Here is a 16,884-nt window from a genome sequence, read left to right as displayed (position 1 = left end):
GTGCCAGTAAACAGAACTTGGTTTAAGTGTCGTATTAGCGAACTTTAGACTCTTGAGTGTTATGTTTTTTAATCTTATTGTTTAACTTTAAAAATACTGTTCTGGTCTACATACACAACTATTAAAATAAATATAAAGCATCAATGTATTACGAAAAGATAATACGTTGTACTAGTGTCAATAAAACCTAATTCGAGGTAGAGAAATGATTAACGATCAACAAGGCAACACAAAAAAATTTAGCGGCTTTAGAATAGTGAATAAGCTTGGGGGTAGCTTTTTTATTCTATTTTTAATAGGCACTTTTTTACCTTTGGTCGCGGCAGGAGGCTGGTCACAAGAAAAAATAAGTTTATATGAGTACGACCAACCTCTTTTATTAATGATCATAGCATTAATCGGCATCATGGTTTACCTGTCAGGTATAAGCCGTTTATTTGCTAGAGTGATTTCATCTATTTTTATTGCCGTTGTAATATTAACCATATTGTCAAATGCTTATGATATCTATGAGGCAGCTAAAATACTGAGAGTGAATGAGTTTAGGTTTAGCTATTTGGTTCGTTCAATCAGTGAAGCATTAGCCCCTTATTCATTTGTTACAAAACAAGATTTAGGCAGTAAAGTTCAATACACATTATCGATAGGTGCTGTAATTTTAACCCTTTCATTTGTTGGAATTATAGGCTGCATATTTTCTCCTCGATATAAAGAAAACAAAGAATTACAAGAAAAGATTGTTGAAGAAAATATAAATTCATCTGTTTCTCATACTTCGAAAGAAACTGAAACTGGCAATATTGATACTTTAACGACAGAAAAGATGCTCACAAATAGTCTAATGGCAAAGCTTATTAGTTTCGTTAAACACATTTATAGCATTGTAGCACCGGTTATTAATACATTATTAGATAAATGTTCCAATCTGATTTGTGACAAAATACCGACGTTAAAACCAAATCAACAAAAAGTAAAATTTGGACTTGGTTGTATTTTAATAATTCTAATCTATATAATTGCTTTTTAAATTATATGTAGTTTTTAGCCCGTTATTGACACTATCCCATAACGTCAATAATGGGTACTTATTCATTTCTATTGTCTAAACTGGCAAAGCTCGAGACATTAAGCGCTTTAGCCAGTATTTGTTATATAACTTGTGATTCTTAGCGTTGCAGTACCTAAAGATACGGACCTAAACCACTATTTTTGAAATAATGTAAATAGGGTCGAGCAGCTAGATAAGCTGCTTAAAGTTGATCCAGCTGAGTTCGTGAGCCTGTAAATGAGGGCATCTTGGAAGCTTTATTTGCTCACCAATCGAGTCATGAGCTATTCGTTCGTTAGATCTTTAATCTTATCTATACTTCCATTGTTCATCACTCTACTGATTCCGTTATCTCTAGCGGAAACAGTAGAGTAAATTTGGTTTGTACCATAATCTGATGATTAGCTGCTTTGAGATTAAAATATGGTTTATCATTATTTGCTATTTCTCCAGCAAATTTACTTTCATCAAAGTAGTTTTTTTGAACAGATTCAAAACCATTTTTAGCTCCGCTCCTCCCTGTGTATAGCTCACTGATAAGGATGACTTCACTATTTCCAGCATTAAGAACAAATTTAAACTGCCCGTTGCTACTTTTACTCAACTCATACCATCCTGATATGTCGTGCTCCTTCATTGGACTTAGATAGCTGGTATATAAATTAGACGCTCGAAATTAGTGTATTAAATCGATTGAATTTCATATAGATTTTCAAAAAAACCAATGTTTAGCCTTTGTCTGGCAAGTCCATCGTTCAATGTTAAACAGTAAGAGCATGTTACTTCAATGATGTAAGGTATGAATTTGTATTATCTTTGATTAGACGTTATTCTGACCACAGAAAGTAATATGCAAATGTAGGAGACCGGCATGGCACAAGCTGTTTTAGTCGCAGAATCTAAGCTAACTGACCGCTTTCAAACTACAGTACCTAGTCTTGTCCGACAGGCTTTGCATTTAGGTAAAAAAGATACAATAAAATACACCATTCAAGAGAATGGTGACGTATTAATGTCTCGTGCCGTATCAACAGATGAAGATCCTATCCTGGAAAGCTTTTTATCTTTTCTTGCAAATGATATGCAACTCACGGCAAATATGTGTCTTAGTGTTGAAAACTTAGTTGAAGATGTAGAAATTGATATAGATACCTCATTATTAGAAGAAGATGAGTAAGCTTGCCTAATGCCAATCCTATTATTGTTAATGAATGGAACTTTACACATCCATTTTTTATAGAGTAAACGATAAAATGTCTTAGATAGCTGGACTGGATCATCTAAACCATCTAATTGACCAAAATTTTTTTTAATGACATAGTCATGAATGGATATTGTTCATTTTATTTTGAGGTAATTATGCAGGTCAAACTAGAAGAGAATGAAGATGGCGAGATTTTTTTTAGGATACCCTCAATATATGAGCAGGAACTTCAGTGGGAAGAAGGTGATCTTATTGAATGGATCGATAATAAAAATGGTTCATGGACTTTACAAAAAATTAGTTCGCTAGATAAAAATTTCAAATCTGAAACATAGCTTTATAGAAAAATCAATTTATTCAATGGTGTCTATATGAAAAATCAATAAATTGGTATTTTAAGCTGCTTTAAGCTCAGTTAACAACCTATATGAATAACTCTATTAACTTTAATCATTACAATTTTCAGGAAGCAAATGGACCGCTTTTATTCAAACATTACCGGATGTATCAGATGTGCCGACTATTTAGATGCGGCAAAATGGTTGGACAAGGCTAAAGTACAACTTGATGATGAAAGTTATCTAATTTTACTATGGAAGGTTTTCGACAAGTATCCACTGATGGCTAATAGCGAACATTTTGCTCACTACAAGATATCGGAATTAGATGGTCTTGATGCATTAACAAGCTATCGTTTAAATAGTGATGAGCTTGTAAAATCTAATAAAAATGACATTGGCTCATGTTCAGGTGACCAAGAGGCTAAAATTGAAATAGAAGAAGATGAACTAGACCGTGAGTTCATAAAAAAAAGAGAACACTCGCATGAAATTACGATAGATATCAAAGATCTATAATTTTTTTAAACGCTCAGTTATACACTCAAAAAACTATTTTGTTTCAATAAACCTCCCTGTTTACATTATTGACCTATTGTTAATAATGGATTTAAAGCTTACCTTATCTTAATAACTTCCTGATATAAGTGTCGATTATGGAACTTCAATACATTGGTATTTCTGAACATTTTGCAACTGGTGAAGGGGTTACTTACACTATTTCTTCTGGCACAAAAGAACAGATTATTCAATTTTTCGGGCCTTATTTTTCTATTGGACTAGAGTTCTACACATTTGAAGCGATTAAAGAGGCTTTGCTTGAGTGTCAGAACATGAATCAAGATCTCATCATCCAAGATCAGTGTTTAAGAACAGCGTATGTGTTAAAAACTCATTTACCCGCAGTTGCAAATTTTATACAAAAACATGGATTTGGAAGCTTTTCATATTCGTTTCACTACAATTTAGCTTAATCTATTAGCTTGATTTATATAATTAAGTTCTAAATTGTAGGTTTCCCAATCATAATTGAGTAAAATATGATATTAAGCGTCTGATCATCTTAGCTAATGCGACCGAATTCAGTATGCCAGGTCACTACTTAGATATTAATCATAAGCGTACAATTCGTGATTATGGTAAATCGCGTTGTTTGCTGTTGTAAATGACGCATTGAGCTCATTTGCAAGGGGAAAAGGCTGTTTTGGACGATTATCTCGTTGTGAACAGCCATTTTGCCAGCGAAAGTTTGCAACGATTTTTACTTCAAAAAAAGTACCAAACAGAGTCTGTGCCGGTTGATGCTGATATTGAGTTAAAGTACCCATTTTTCATGCTTAGTCAGGTGGCATCGAGGCAGTTTTTCGACTCTTTGTAGTAAGTCTGCTAATTGTGCATGTGTTAATAAAGTACATTGTTGCGAACTGAGTATTGGCGTCATGTTAATATCTCTCATCACCTTTTCGACGCTATTACGCTGTAAACTGTGCAAGTAACAAAAGCGATGCAGTGTCGAGTATTGGCGTAAGAATACGCTAAGAGAGTCCTTGTTAATGTCTCGAGCTCGAGTGATCGCAAGCATGCCTGGCTTTACTAGCTCTTTAACCGCTTTGACTTGAATTCTTAATCGCCTTGCTACCCATTTGTAACTTTTATGCTCATCAGTTTCAAACACTTCATGATGCGAAATAAATGCTTTGACATCATCTTCTGCTAACATCAGTGTCAGTTGTTGCTGGACGCTCTTCAGCGTGAATCTAAATTGTCCTTGATAGATCGCTTTTATGATTGTCTTAAGATCTATTCCGCTTAACATTGCTAATTTATTAAAGCTGATCGCTGGATAGTAATTTAATGCTTCTTTACACATTCGAACCGATAACCAAGCACAGATCTGTTTCATGTCATACATTTTATGACATTTACTTGAAACGTGATACAAACTCTGAAAATGACCGCTATCTTCAAATAAACTCAGTTGTGCTGCGGTTAAACCGAGCATTTGTCTGATCTTACATGACGACACTCTGTCTTTTAGAGAGACCGTAATATTGGGGTGTTTATCAATACGGTCAACGGATGTAAATGCAGGCCAGCACTTGATATGATCAGTAGATGCGACAGGTAAACCAGCAGTTGCCATCAGTTCGGTGATCGGCGCTGACACCAAGCGCTTATCAAAGAATGCAAGGTACTCACGATCTTCTACACAACGTTTATGCCAAAGCTGATAGTATTTCCCTTGGAGCAAATTAAACGCTTCCATAATATACTGATTACTGACATTAAATTTATGCGTCAGCGCTAGGGGATCCAGATCGGTTGGGTAGATTAACAAGGTGATAGCTTTATGAAGCAAGCCCAAATGTTGATCAAGGTGACTTGACTCGATCCAGTCTTGATATTTCACATCGAATGCGCTTTCAGTCATTAACTCTGACCATTGTTGCCTACAGTGAGTACATTGAGTAAATAAATCTGCATTCCACTCAAATGGTTTCTGACAGCAGGGGCAGCTATCAATAATCTCACACTGATGTTGTGTGCAAAATACATTGGATTGATCATGATGATGTCGTTTTATAAAAGGTTGGGTTTGAATACAGCATGGACAAAAGCGCGGTGATTGAGTATAAAACATCCGTCCAGGCATCTGTTGATAATGCTCATTTTGCAGCGATAGAAAGTGGTTAATAGGTTGTCGCGTTACACGAGCCAGTTGTTCAAAATCAATATCTCGATCAACTCGTGATTGTTTGATTTTCATTGTGGTCAAAAATTCAGCTAGGGTTTCCCAACCATTATCGGTGCCGAGTCGACACAGATATGAATTGAGTGATTCTGATTTGATGGGCTTTAATCGGATAGGTAGCATGAAAGACTTAACCCTCTAAAAAATATAATTTTTCGAGCTGTTTTGTGGTAATTATAAACGGACAGTACTGAATGTCATAATCAGATATTTCACTGTATGCTCTCGAAAAATCAGATAATGTCGCTAATTCGCCTTCATTATTTTCAATGACATATTCTAAAATTTTGATAATAATTGATATTTTTCCTTTGCTTGCAGCCAGAATGCGTTTTGCAACAACGGGGTCTTTAATATTAATGGTGTCGATCGGCATGATGTCAGCAATCGTATGAAGAAATGAGAAAAACAGATCGGTATCAGTATAATCGTGATTTACCTTTTCATTATTCATACTAAATGGGTTGAGCATGATGGTCTTTGAAAAACGTCTTTCGATTTGCTCATCTAGTTCGAGTAAATCTTTAGCGTCTGGCATGCCCACTAACACAACGGGACAGTTCGTTTCTGACATTAAGTTTTTGACAAAATTGATCACTGGTTTGGTTTTCTTTTGCGCATTTTTTTCTGTTAGGTGCTGTATTTCATCAAAAATAATGATTTTAGTTTCCAGATTTTCCATTAATTTAACTGCTCGAATGAACATGCTATGGGCACTGCCGCGATCCGGGGTCGGGCAACCAAGCGCTTTGAGCAGGGCACATGTCATGCTCTTAACTGTGCCATTTTCAGGGGTTATCACTGACACAACGGTCTGATAGGTATGGGTCTCAGTTGCTGGTTTACTGTATTCCTTTTTAAAAAGTCGGATTGCCGTCGATTTACCTAAACCTGATGCACCCATGATTAATAACCCAGCAGGATTTAGGCCAGAACTTTTCAGACTTCTGACTAATCCTTCGATAACTATGTTGCAGTCATAGTGAAGTACTGAACAATTTAAAAATTTTTCTGTCATTGGTTTTCGTAATGGTTGAATGTAACTCATAGTAAGTGCCTAATTAGTTTTATATTTTATTATTTTTGGTGTGCTTGGTTGTGGTACATCAAGAGTGTGCTCGGTACTGGTTATGTTTAACTGCTTATGACTTGTTTGCTCTCGTTTACTCATCATTAGCTCAATGTCATTTTGAGTTAATGTTGAATCAAATGTTGATAATTCAGATGTTGATTTTTTTATTGTTTTTTGTTTGTCACGAACCGCTTTCTTTTTACGTGCTACTGCTTGCTGCGTTATTTTATCAATTTTTTGTTGAGCATTATTGGGTATGTGCTTTGCAGATAGGCTTTGTAACTCTTGAAAGCCGCATCCAATTGATGATTTACGCGTATTGGGGATTTTCAGTAGTGATTGATTTAAAGGATTTATCACAAGAATGTTTGATGCATCATCATTATCAACTAAAAAAGTGACTTTTTCTTTGTGACGTTTTACTTTTTTTAGTTGTTTATATAGACCTTTTAATTCGTCTGAGTTAAAAAATTGCAGCAAGTATTGGATTCCTTTTAATTCTTGAATCGTTCCTTTTTTTTGTGCTCTTAAGTAATTGTCAAATATTTCAATATTAGGAGGCAGTATAGGGGGAGAGTAGCGAATGTTTTTATCCCAGATCTCATTTGGGATATTATTTTTTAATCCCGAATGTGGCTCTATGTGATATTCATCATTAATGAGAATACAGACAATTTTTTCAAATTCTTCAAACGTCAAGGTTGCATAATGATGCCCTGGCTTGTCATAAGTGAAATTATCGACTCTCTTCCCTAAATACCCAGGCAATCCGATCAATTTATTTCGTAAAGTTTTATTAAATCGTTCAATAAAACTTCGTTTCCAAGGAAGACGAGTTTGCCCCGCAATTCTATGGATTTTTAATTGTGCAAGTAATGAATCAAATGAAGCATTGATAAATGATTTTCCAGAATCGACGTAAATACTCATCGGTTGACCGAAACATGACCATTTATTGTCCAAAAATAGATAATCTTCGACAGGTTTGGGTAATATTGCATGTCTTAATGCACTAACTGCGGCAATATTCGTTTCACCAGATTGCATACTGATATGCATTCCAGTAATGCGGCGACTAAAAACATCAATTAACAAGAAAATAATGGGTGTACCCAAAACATCGCCGTTATGATCAATCAAGTAAATTTTTGAATGTACGGCATCCATTTCAAATCGCTCAAACAAACCATTCACTTCGTATTGATGTTTCGCCGAGCGGTTATGTGCGTTTGCTGCAGCAGAACCTTGTCGATGTCTAATTACTTCTATTTCATCTAATTTTTTAATTTCGCGATAAAATGAAGATCGTGAAATAATTTTACAATTTAGCCCCAGACGGAGGTGAGATTGCATTAAGATTTTATAACATCTTGCTACAGTGGGCCCGTTTTGTGTTAAATAATAACTATCGACAATATCGTCTATTAACAAACGCATATCGTAATCCAAACGGCTATTTTGGCTAAGAGATGGATCATTTTGTCTAGATTTCAACAAATACAGTGCTTGTTTATTATTATTACACCATTTGGCATACCATCGTCTTAACGTTGAAATAGATGGTCTTAAGTTGATCGGTTCATTCAATAAATCAGCACAAATTTCTATTGTTAGTCTCAGAGTATTATCAGAGCCAGGGTATTCTTGTACATCAAGATAGTTTAGATATGTATTAAAACGTTTTAAATCAGCAGCTTGACTTTCTGTGAGCCAAGAGCGATCTAAGTTTGAATTGTCAATGGGTAATGTCAGTGTCCCAATTTGATAATCAGATAACAGTTCTTCGACTGGAACCACTTGAAACGATTTAGTATCAATTGATTCTAGTGTTGCTAATTGTTCACTGAGCATAGCAATCTTGTAATGCCGAGTTTTGCGGACTATGACCATCCCAGTTTTAAATACATATTGTGCCATCACTGATATCCAGAATTGTTTTAGCGTTTAATAAATGAGTTAAATCAAATGAGTAGTAATAATTTGCTAATAAGATCATTGGGTCATAGAGATGACATTGATTAAGCTCTGCCCAGTCAATAAGTTCAGAATATGTCAGTGTCGAAGGTAATTGACTCATTAGTAATTTGCATTGTTTGGAAAGCGCTAATGACTTGTAATGATAAAGTTTTTTTAAATTAGCTATCTTATCGCCATCGTGAATGTCTTTTTCTGTAATTGTTGATAGCCCACCTTCACAAATTTTATTAAATAGTGTTTGTAAAATTTTAAATTTATCAATATTTTTTGGACTATTCAATTTATCAAATACTTTAACCTCTTCAAAATAAACACCTTTTTGTTTGTGTCCAATAATAATATCTGGTGTATAGCGTAATTTTTTTCCATACGATTTATAACTAAATGAGGAAGGCTGAGTATTATAAACTTTCACTTCATCATCAAATTCTAATAACAGCAATCGCGCAGCTTCGAGTTCACTATCACAATATCGCGTAGAATCATTTTTAATTGAGTAAAATTGGATGCGAGGGAGGATTTTACTGTATCTCGGTAAACTGCGTTCTTTCATTTTATTCAGTCTCACTATGAATTTTTATGTGAATTTACTCGTGAAGAATATACTTGTAAAGGAAAGTTTTTAATGCGTTTCAATGAACTCGAATCTTAGTTTGATTATTTATTTGCTCTACCATTATTTTTTATTTTATAATTAGAAATTTAAAGGTATGTATTGTTTTTTAATAATAAAAAGAGGTTTAATCACCAAAGGCGAAACCGACTAAGCCAGTATCGACCACTGATTACTTTGGGTTTTGTTGTATTAATAAAGCTTTACAAGAAAATAGTTTATTTAATATGAAATATATATATCAAATAAATAAAACTTAATATTTGGTTTATTTGATATATATATTTTACGGCATTTTCAATAATTGAGAGGGATATTTGAAAGCTTAGAATTTTGGAGGATTTTACATGAAAGGGTTTTTGCATAAAAACGCAGTTTAGCTAATTTTTTATTCACAAAATATTTTTGAAATTATTTTTGGATAATCGATTTTCTGACGCAACACATGTTGATGATGAGCGCCTGTTCGCGATGAGAGTAAAATCCATACAAACCACGTATTGATTTGCGAAAATACAATCAAAAACATGCGCTATAACCTAGCAAGGATCAGGATTAACTGTGGCGACATTCTGACGATACATTACTTCACTTTTTTTGCAGTAAAAAACACCCGATCTGGGTACTCTCAAAAGTGTAATTACCACTATAAAAAGACGATTTTTTAAGCATTTTGCTTTAGCGGCACTTTACTAGTGGTTGTTTTTTAACCGAGCAGACAAAAACCTAAAAATGATAATAATTTCAGATTTGCTGAAGTGCTAAAAACAAAAAGTTTTTAACTCAAAATATAGAATTGACTTGAATATAATCAGGCTATTAGTGCTGAATGTTGTACAAAGTCAGAACGTTTAACTTGTCTATTTAACACACTAAAACCTAAAATAATGTTAACCATATATAATCTTTAATTGTATTTAATTAGTCAATAAATAAAATATATTTATTTTTTTTACTTGATTTTTAAACAAAAAGTTACTTAATAAGAGATATTGGTAGTAACAAACACACTCGACGTTTTTTGTTTTCTAAATTGTAAAGACTAAAAAACAACAGAGCTCGCAGAGTCTAAGATCACATTTCTGGGTTCGTTAAATTCATTCGCTTTTTGAATGAATTTGGTAGTCATTAAAATGCTTTTAAAGCTTTTCTTGTTAACAAATAAAAGTAGAGTTTTTTGAAAAAATTTCATTTACTATTTTTTGGTCAAATCCGAAGCGAAAATGATTAAAACTGTCATGTTGAAATTAGCACACGAGTCTAAAAAATTGTTTTCGACAAAGTTATACCAAAACGCTTTAGAATAGATTTGAGGACGTTTAAATTTTTTTGGCTTTGACATTAGGGTAGAGTGATTAAAACGTCACTGATAGCGTTTTAGCGTTGTTTGAATGGATTCTAAGGCGTACTTTTTGTTCTAGGTCTCTATTATCGCAAAATAGAAGATTTACACTTAACTGGTATCAATTAATTTCCTCTTACCTTTGTTTTACTCAAAATCTTGTCAATAAGCTGCTAATTTATTCACTCACGTCTACATGACTGAATCAAGTCTGACAATGGTCTAAAAATATCATAATAAATTAAGAGTGCTTTTCGAGTATATCTAGTCGATGTATGTGTTGGGAAACGACGAAAAGTTAGAGTAGCATAACTAACGAGAACCAATTTGTAGTTTTATTGATTCAGCAGACGGTATGTCATGCACAATTTAAAAAGTTACTTTGTAACTCAAAATCACGCTTTCACATTTTTAAGTTCTGTATCTGCATGTAATCATTGGTGATTGAAACGCTTTATGGCAAACTCAATATTATTGCCGTTTGCAATCGCGCTAGAAGAATCTAGATCTCGTATGAGTATCAATAAAGCCAAGCTTACCGAAACCGATATTATCTCTAAATACATCATGCCAGCTATCAAAAATGCTGGGTGGGATGATATGTCGCAAATTCGCCAAGAGGTGAAATTGCGTGATGGTAAAGTCATTGTGCGCGGTCAATTAGGTGTGCGTAAAACGGTTAAGTCTGCTGATATCGTGCTGTATCACAAACCCAGTATGCCGCTTGCTGTTATCGAAGCTAAAGCAAACAAGCATGAAGTGGGTAAAGGGATGCAGCAGGGCTTAGATTATGCCCGTTTACTTGAAGTGCCTTTTATTTTTGCCTCCAATGGCGATGGCTTTATCTTCCATGATAAAACCAAGCTCGGGACTAGCGAAGCGCACCAACTCGAATCAGAAATCCGCTTAGCAGACTTTCCATCACCACAAGAATTATGGACTAAGTACTGTGTGTGGAAAGGTTATACCCAAACCCAGTTACCCATTATCAATCAAGAATATCATGATGATGGCACGGGTAAGCACCCTCGTTATTATCAACTGCAAGCCATTAATAAAACCATTGAAGCTATTTCATCGGGTAAAGACCGCGTGTTACTTGTCATGGCGACCGGTACGGGTAAAACCTACACCGCATTTCAAATCATCTGGCGATTATGGAAGTCCCGCGCTAAAAAGCGCATCTTGTTTTTAGCCGACCGCAACATTTTGGTAGACCAAACTCGCATTAATGATTTTCAGCCCTTTGGCACTTCAATGACCAAAATCACTGGGCGCACGGTTGATCCTGCATTTGAAATTCATTTAGCCTTATACCAAGCATTAACCGGCCCAGAAGAAAGCCAAAAAGCCTTTAAACAAGTCGACCCAGACTTTTTCGACTTAATCATTATCGACGAGTGCCACCGTGGTAGCGCTTCAGAAGACAGCGCCTGGCGTGAAATTTTAGAATATTTCAGCAGCGCGGCCCAAGTTGGTCTTACAGCAACCCCTAAAGAGACAGACCAAGTATCAAACTCCGACTACTTTGGTGAGCCTGTCTATACCTATTCACTTAAAGAAGGCATTGAAGATGGTTTCTTAGCTCCTTACAAAGTCGTGCGGGTAGATATTGATGTCGATTTACAAGGTTGGCGCCCCACAAAAGGCCAAATCGATAACAACGGTGAAGTTATCGAAGACAGAATCTATAATCAAAAAGACTTCGATCGCACTATGGTGATTGATGAGCGCACCCAATTAGTTGCCGAAACCATTACCAACTACTTAAAACGCACCGACCCGATGGCCAAAACTATCGTGTTTTGTAACGATATTGACCACGCCGATCGCATGCGCCGCGCTATTGCCAATCTCAACCCTGAGCAAATGGCCAAGAATGAAAAGTACGTGATGAAAATAACCGGTGACGATGAGCTTGGTAAAGCCCAGTTAGACAACTTCATTAATCCCAAAAAAGCCTATCCTGTTATTGCCACCACCTCAGAACTAATGTCTACAGGGGTAGATGCCAAAACCTGTAAGTTAGTAGTACTGGATCAAAATATTCAGTCCATGACCAAATTTAAGCAGATTATTGGCCGTGGCACCCGCATTGACGACCGATACGGCAAGCTGTGGTTCACCATTCTCGACTTTAAAAAGGCCACCGAATTATTTGCCGACGAACGCTTTGACGGTACACCAGAAAAAATCATTAGAGTGACGCCTGAAGATATTGAAGATGAAAATGTTGATATTGACTCAGTTGGTGATGAGGTTACGAATGAAAACGGTGCCGATGATAATCAAAACCAACAGGGCGATGAACATCAGGTTGATGAACAAAACACCATAAACGAACCCCAAGGCGATGGCAGCCTTGATGGTGAATGGGACGAAGGTGAAACCCGTAAAATCAACAAGTACCGCGTGTCAGGCGTGACTGTCAGCAAAGTGGCTGAACGAGTGCAATATTACGACAGCGACGGTAAATTAGTCACCGAATCCTTTAAAGATTACACCCGTAAAACCATGGCGAAGCAGTTTAGCTCACTCGATGAGTTTGTTAAGCGCTGGAATGAATCAGATCGCAAACAAGCGGTAATTGATGAACTGGCACTCGAAGGCATTATTTGGTCGGCTTTAGAGGAAGAAGTGGGAAAAGAAATGGACCCCTTCGACATGATTTGCCACGTGGTGTATGACCAACCAGCATTAACCCGTAAAGATCGCGCAAACAATGTGCAAAAGCGCAATTACTTCACCAAATATTCCGACACGGCACAAGCCGTACTGCAAAATTTACTGGTAAAATATGCCGATGTCGGCGTGCAAGAAATTGAAAACATGCAAGTGCTTAAAGTCGCACCGTTTACCGAGTACGGCAATTTGAGTGAGATCGTTAAAAAAGGCTTTGGTGGCAAACAAGAATACGATCAAGCCATCAGTGAATTAGAAGCGCAGATTTATCAACTTCATCAACAATCAGCCTAGCATCTGTTCTTGCATAAGCACTTTGGCAAAGTAGGTTGAATAAGCACTTAATATTAGCTCTGTTTGTTTAAAATAAGACACTACACCATTTTATACTGCGGCCAATAACAGCCGCAGTAACCGTTTAAGAGAATACTATGTCTATCAGTTCAGCAATTAAATCCATCCAAGATATTATGCGTAAAGATGCCGGTGTCGACGGTGACGCCCAGCGATTAGGGCAAATGTCTTGGTTACTGTTCTTAAAAGTATTTGATGCCCAAGAACAAGAGTTAGAGCTTGAACTAGACGATTACCGCGAGCCAATCCCTGAAGCGTTTTTATGGCGCAACTGGGCGGCAGATAATGAAGGCATTACCGGTGATGAGTTACTTGATTTTGTAAATGATGAGCTATTCCCACAGCTTAAAAACCTCACTGCACCAATAGATAAAAACCCCCGGGGTTTTGTGGTAAAAGCCGCGTTTTCAGATGCGTTTAACTACATGAAAAACGGCACGCTGCTGCGACAGGTGATAAACAAGCTTAATGAGATTGACTTTACCGACTCAAACGAGCGTCATTTGTTTGGTGACTTGTACGAGCAAATATTAAAAGACTTACAAAGTGCCGGTAACGCGGGTGAGTTTTATACCCCGCGCGCCATTACTAAGTTTATTGTGGCGGTAACCGATCCCAAACTGGGTGAGTCGATTATGGATCCTGCGTGCGGTACTGGCGGCTTTTTAGCCTGCGCATTTGACCATGTTAAAGCCAACTACGTTAAAACAGCAGACGACCATCAAACTCTGCAACAGCAAATATTTGGTGTGGAGAAAAAGCAGTTACCGCATTTATTGTGTACCACCAACATGATGTTACATGGCATTGAAGTACCAGTGCAAATTAGACACGGCAACACCTTAAACAAACCGCTTTCAAGTTGGGACGAGCAAGTTGACGTCATTATCACCAACCCGCCATTTGGTGGCACCGAAGAAGACGGCATAGAAAAAAACTTCCCTAGCGAATTCCAAACCCGTGAAACCGCTGACTTGTTTTTACAGTTAATTATTGAGGTGTTAGCAACGAAAGGGCGTGCAGCTGTTGTATTACCAGACGGCACTTTGTTTGGTGAAGGCGTTAAAACCAAAATCAAAAAAATGTTAATGGATGAATGTAATCTACACACCATAGTGCGTTTACCTAATGGGGTGTTTAATCCCTACACCGGCATTAAAACCAATATTTTATTCTTCACCAAAGGCACGCCTACCAAAGACGTGTGGTTTTATGAGCATCCATATCCAGCTGGGGTAAAAAACTACAATAAAACCAAACCGATGAAGTTTGAAGAGTTCGAGACAGAACTTGAATGGTGGGGTAATGAGGCCGACGGCTTTGCATCGCGTGTTGAAAACGAGCAAGCCTGGAAAGTGTCGATTGAAGATATTATTGCGCGTAACTATAACCTGGACATTAAAAACCCACATGTGGGCGAGGTTATAAGCCATGACCCACAAGAGCTACTAAGCGATTACGCCAAACAGCAAGCCGATATTCAAGCACTGCGGGATCAACTAAAAGGCATCTTGTCAGCCGCATTATCGTCACCTTCTGCAGCATCAGACGGTGAGGGCAAGTAATGGCTGATTTATCAACATCTACCCATGATAGCCAATCTGAGCAAACCGCAGATAATTTGATCACGCAGCATATTGATATTTGGACCACCGCTATTGAGCGAAAATCCTCTGCAGGGCGTGGCACCTCGAATAAATTTTCGTTGTATGGCATCAAAAAGCTGCGTGAGCTGATTTTAGAACTAGCTGTGCGCGGCAAGTTAGTGCCGCAAGATGTGAATGACGAGCCAGCGTCAGTATTACTTGAGCGTATTGCCGCTGAAAAAAAACAGTTAGTTAAAGAAGGTAAGCTTAAAAAACAAAAGCCTTTGCCTGAGATTGGTGAAGATGAAAAGCCGTTTAACTTACCTCAAGGGTGGGTGTGGTCGAGATTTCAAGATATTTCCTCGTATATTCAACGAGGCAAAGGACCTTCATACGCTGAAGTTGGAAAGGTTAAAGTTATTTCTCAGAAATGTGTTCAAAATACAGGCTTTGACATATCTCCTGCACGTTATGTTACTGACGAAAGTTTAGAAAAGTATCAAGCTGAAAGATTCTTAATAAATGATGATATTTTATGGAACTCTACTGGTACGGGAACCGTGGGTAGAGCAAATGTAATATCTAATGTTGATGTTAATTCACTTGTTGCAGATTCTCATGTGACGGTAATTCGGCCTTTAAATATTTATAGCCGGTTTTTATGGTGCTTTATTATGGCACCCGGTATTCAATCTAGAATTGAACCTGATAATGAAAATGCTTTAGTCTCAGGTTCTACAAATCAAGTGGAATTAAATACTAGTTCAGTAATGTCTGTTGTAGCACCTGTCGCACCTATTGAAGAACAACACCGCATCGTCGCTAAAGTCGATGAGTTGATGAGCTTGTGTGATGCCCTTGAAGCGCAAACTGAAGCAAGTATTTCGGCACACCAAACCTTAGTCGAAACCCTGCTGAATGCACTGTTACTGCCGAACACTTGTCAGCAAAAAGATAGCCAATCAGCCAGCCCTGAGTCTTCTTTTGCTGACAGCCTTGAGCATTCACTTAATGATAGTTTTATAGACAGCTGGCAACGTGTCGCCGAACACTTCGACACGCTATTTATCACAGAAGCCAGCATCGACACCCTAAAACAAACCATACTCCAACTCGCCGTCATGGGTAAGCTAGTACCACAAGCTAGCTTCGCTGAAAGAAATAGCCCAGATTACGAGCCCGCCGCCAAGCTACTAAAGCGGATCAAAGCCGAAAAAGACCAACTGATTAAAGACGGTAAAATCAAAAAACAGAAAATTCAAGCGATAGGAGTGGATATCGACCTCTATTATTTACCAGAGGGATGGAAGTGGGGTCAATTAGGGCAATTGACTGCCTCTGAAGATAATGCGATGTGTGACGGCCCTTTTGGCAGCAAACTTAAGACCGAACATTATATTAATGAGAAAGGATTTTCGGTTGTCAGGTTAGGGAATATTGGAGCCGGTAAATTCCTCTGGGGCAAAGAGGGACATATAAGTAAAGAACATTATGAAACCCTTCCTAACAACCATATTCAAACTGGTGATCTTATTGTGGCTGGTATGGCTGAACCTCTTATTAGGACTTGTGAAGTTCCACCCAACTTAGGTCCTGCGGTTAATAAAGCTGATTGCTTTAGGCTCCGACTTCATAAGTCTTTAGAAAAAAAATACATTAGTCACTATCTTAATTCACATGTTGCAAAACAATTTGCTTCTGAAGAAAATCGAGGGATGACTAGACAAAGAATTAATCTAGGTAATTGTAAAGCTTTACCTGTACCGATTCCTCCACTCGAAGAACAACACCGCATCGTTATCAGAGTCGATGGGCTAATGGCACTATGCGACCAACTCAAAGCTCGTTTAGCTGACGCACAAACCACCCAACTCCACCTCACCGACGCCATCGTCGAACAGGCAGTAAATTAACTA

At 37.2% G+C, this 16,884-nt stretch carries 13 protein-coding genes and 2 pseudogenes; 8 read left to right on the top strand and 7 right to left on the bottom strand.

Going from position 1 to position 16,884, the window contains the following annotated elements:
* Window positions 1–205 precede the first annotated feature (205 nt).
* Window positions 206–1,027 carry a hypothetical protein gene (locus tag AAEY98_RS17120; protein WP_351018387.1) on the top strand — a complete coding sequence of 274 codons (822 nt, stop codon included), beginning with the start codon at window positions 206–208 and terminating at the stop codon, window positions 1,025–1,027.
* A 305-nt stretch (window positions 1,028–1,332) separates the two neighbouring features.
* Here the strand turns inward: AAEY98_RS17120 and AAEY98_RS22815 are convergent.
* Together AAEY98_RS22815 and AAEY98_RS22810 are read right to left on the bottom strand one after the other, a co-directional pair.
* Window positions 1,333–1,430: pseudogene (locus tag AAEY98_RS22815) on the bottom strand (DUF1508 domain-containing protein); the annotation flags it as partial.
* 147 nt (window positions 1,431–1,577) lie between these two features.
* Window positions 1,578–1,685, bottom strand: a pseudogene (locus AAEY98_RS22810) (DUF1508 domain-containing protein); the annotation flags it as partial.
* 234 nt (window positions 1,686–1,919) lie between these two features.
* Between AAEY98_RS22810 and AAEY98_RS17110 the strand changes: the two are divergent.
* From AAEY98_RS17110 to AAEY98_RS17095, 4 genes are all read left to right on the top strand, one after another.
* Window positions 1,920–2,225, top strand: a complete 306-nt coding sequence (locus AAEY98_RS17110; RefSeq protein WP_351018384.1) for a type II toxin-antitoxin system PrlF family antitoxin — start codon at window positions 1,920–1,922, stop codon at window positions 2,223–2,225.
* 182 nt (window positions 2,226–2,407) lie between these two features.
* A complete protein-coding gene (locus AAEY98_RS17105; protein ID WP_351018381.1) occupies window positions 2,408–2,587 on the top strand; it encodes a hypothetical protein in 180 nt (59 codons plus the stop codon).
* Between the two features lie 138 nt (window positions 2,588–2,725).
* Window positions 2,726–3,109: a hypothetical protein gene (locus AAEY98_RS17100; RefSeq protein WP_351018378.1), complete on the top strand. Its 384-nt coding sequence runs from the start codon at window positions 2,726–2,728 to the stop codon at window positions 3,107–3,109.
* Window positions 3,110–3,246: 137 nt separating this feature from the next.
* The gene (locus AAEY98_RS17095; RefSeq protein ID WP_351018375.1) at window positions 3,247–3,564 is read left to right on the top strand and encodes a hypothetical protein; all 318 of its coding nucleotides are present in this window, start codon (window positions 3,247–3,249) and stop codon (window positions 3,562–3,564) included.
* A 135-nt stretch (window positions 3,565–3,699) separates the two neighbouring features.
* Here AAEY98_RS17095 and AAEY98_RS17090 read toward each other — a convergent pair whose 3' ends face one another.
* From AAEY98_RS17090 to AAEY98_RS17070, 5 genes are read right to left on the bottom strand one after another with little or no spacing between them, the layout of a single operon-like run.
* Entirely contained in the window at window positions 3,700–3,918 is a 219-nt protein-coding gene (locus AAEY98_RS17090; RefSeq protein ID WP_351018372.1) for a hypothetical protein, read from the bottom strand.
* Window positions 3,906–5,465: a TniQ family protein gene (locus AAEY98_RS17085; RefSeq protein ID WP_351018369.1), complete on the bottom strand. Its 1,560-nt coding sequence runs from the start codon at window positions 5,463–5,465 to the stop codon at window positions 3,906–3,908. The genes AAEY98_RS17090 and AAEY98_RS17085 overlap by 13 nt, the downstream gene beginning before the upstream one ends.
* 7 nt (window positions 5,466–5,472) lie before the next feature.
* A complete protein-coding gene (locus AAEY98_RS17080) occupies window positions 5,473–6,390 on the bottom strand; it encodes a TniB family NTP-binding protein (RefSeq protein WP_351018366.1) in 918 nt (305 codons plus the stop codon).
* A gap of 9 nt (window positions 6,391–6,399) precedes the next feature.
* Window positions 6,400–8,331 (bottom strand): TnsB C-terminal domain-containing protein, encoded by a 1,932-nt coding sequence (locus tag AAEY98_RS17075; RefSeq protein ID WP_351018363.1) that lies wholly within the window; start codon window positions 8,329–8,331, stop codon window positions 6,400–6,402.
* Entirely contained in the window at window positions 8,312–8,944 is a 633-nt protein-coding gene (locus AAEY98_RS17070; RefSeq protein ID WP_351018360.1) for a TnsA endonuclease N-terminal domain-containing protein, read from the bottom strand. Before AAEY98_RS17070 ends, AAEY98_RS17075 begins: the two co-directional genes overlap by 20 nt.
* 1,915 nt (window positions 8,945–10,859) lie before the next feature.
* Here AAEY98_RS17070 and hsdR point away from each other — a divergent pair.
* The 3 genes from hsdR to AAEY98_RS17055 all read left to right on the top strand — a co-directional run bounded on the left by hsdR (window position 10,860) and on the right by AAEY98_RS17055 (window position 16,881).
* Window positions 10,860–13,322, top strand: coding sequence for an EcoAI/FtnUII family type I restriction enzme subunit R (hsdR, locus tag AAEY98_RS17065; protein WP_351018432.1), 2,463 nt, complete (start codon window positions 10,860–10,862; stop codon window positions 13,320–13,322).
* 137 nt (window positions 13,323–13,459) lie between these two features.
* On the top strand, window positions 13,460–14,947 hold the full coding sequence (locus tag AAEY98_RS17060) for a type I restriction-modification system subunit M (protein ID WP_351018357.1): 1,488 nt from the start codon (window positions 13,460–13,462) through the stop codon (window positions 14,945–14,947).
* Window positions 14,947–16,881, top strand: a complete 1,935-nt coding sequence (locus AAEY98_RS17055; RefSeq protein WP_351018354.1) for a restriction endonuclease subunit S — start codon at window positions 14,947–14,949, stop codon at window positions 16,879–16,881. The genes AAEY98_RS17060 and AAEY98_RS17055 overlap by 1 nt, the downstream gene beginning before the upstream one ends.
* The last annotated feature ends 3 nt before the right edge of the window (window positions 16,882–16,884 follow it).

It is taken from the genome of Shewanella sp. AC91-MNA-CIBAN-0169, assembly GCF_040310165.1.
Taxonomy (GTDB): Bacteria; Pseudomonadota; Gammaproteobacteria; order Enterobacterales; family Shewanellaceae; genus Shewanella.
This window is presented reverse-complemented; position numbering and strand designations above follow the sequence as displayed.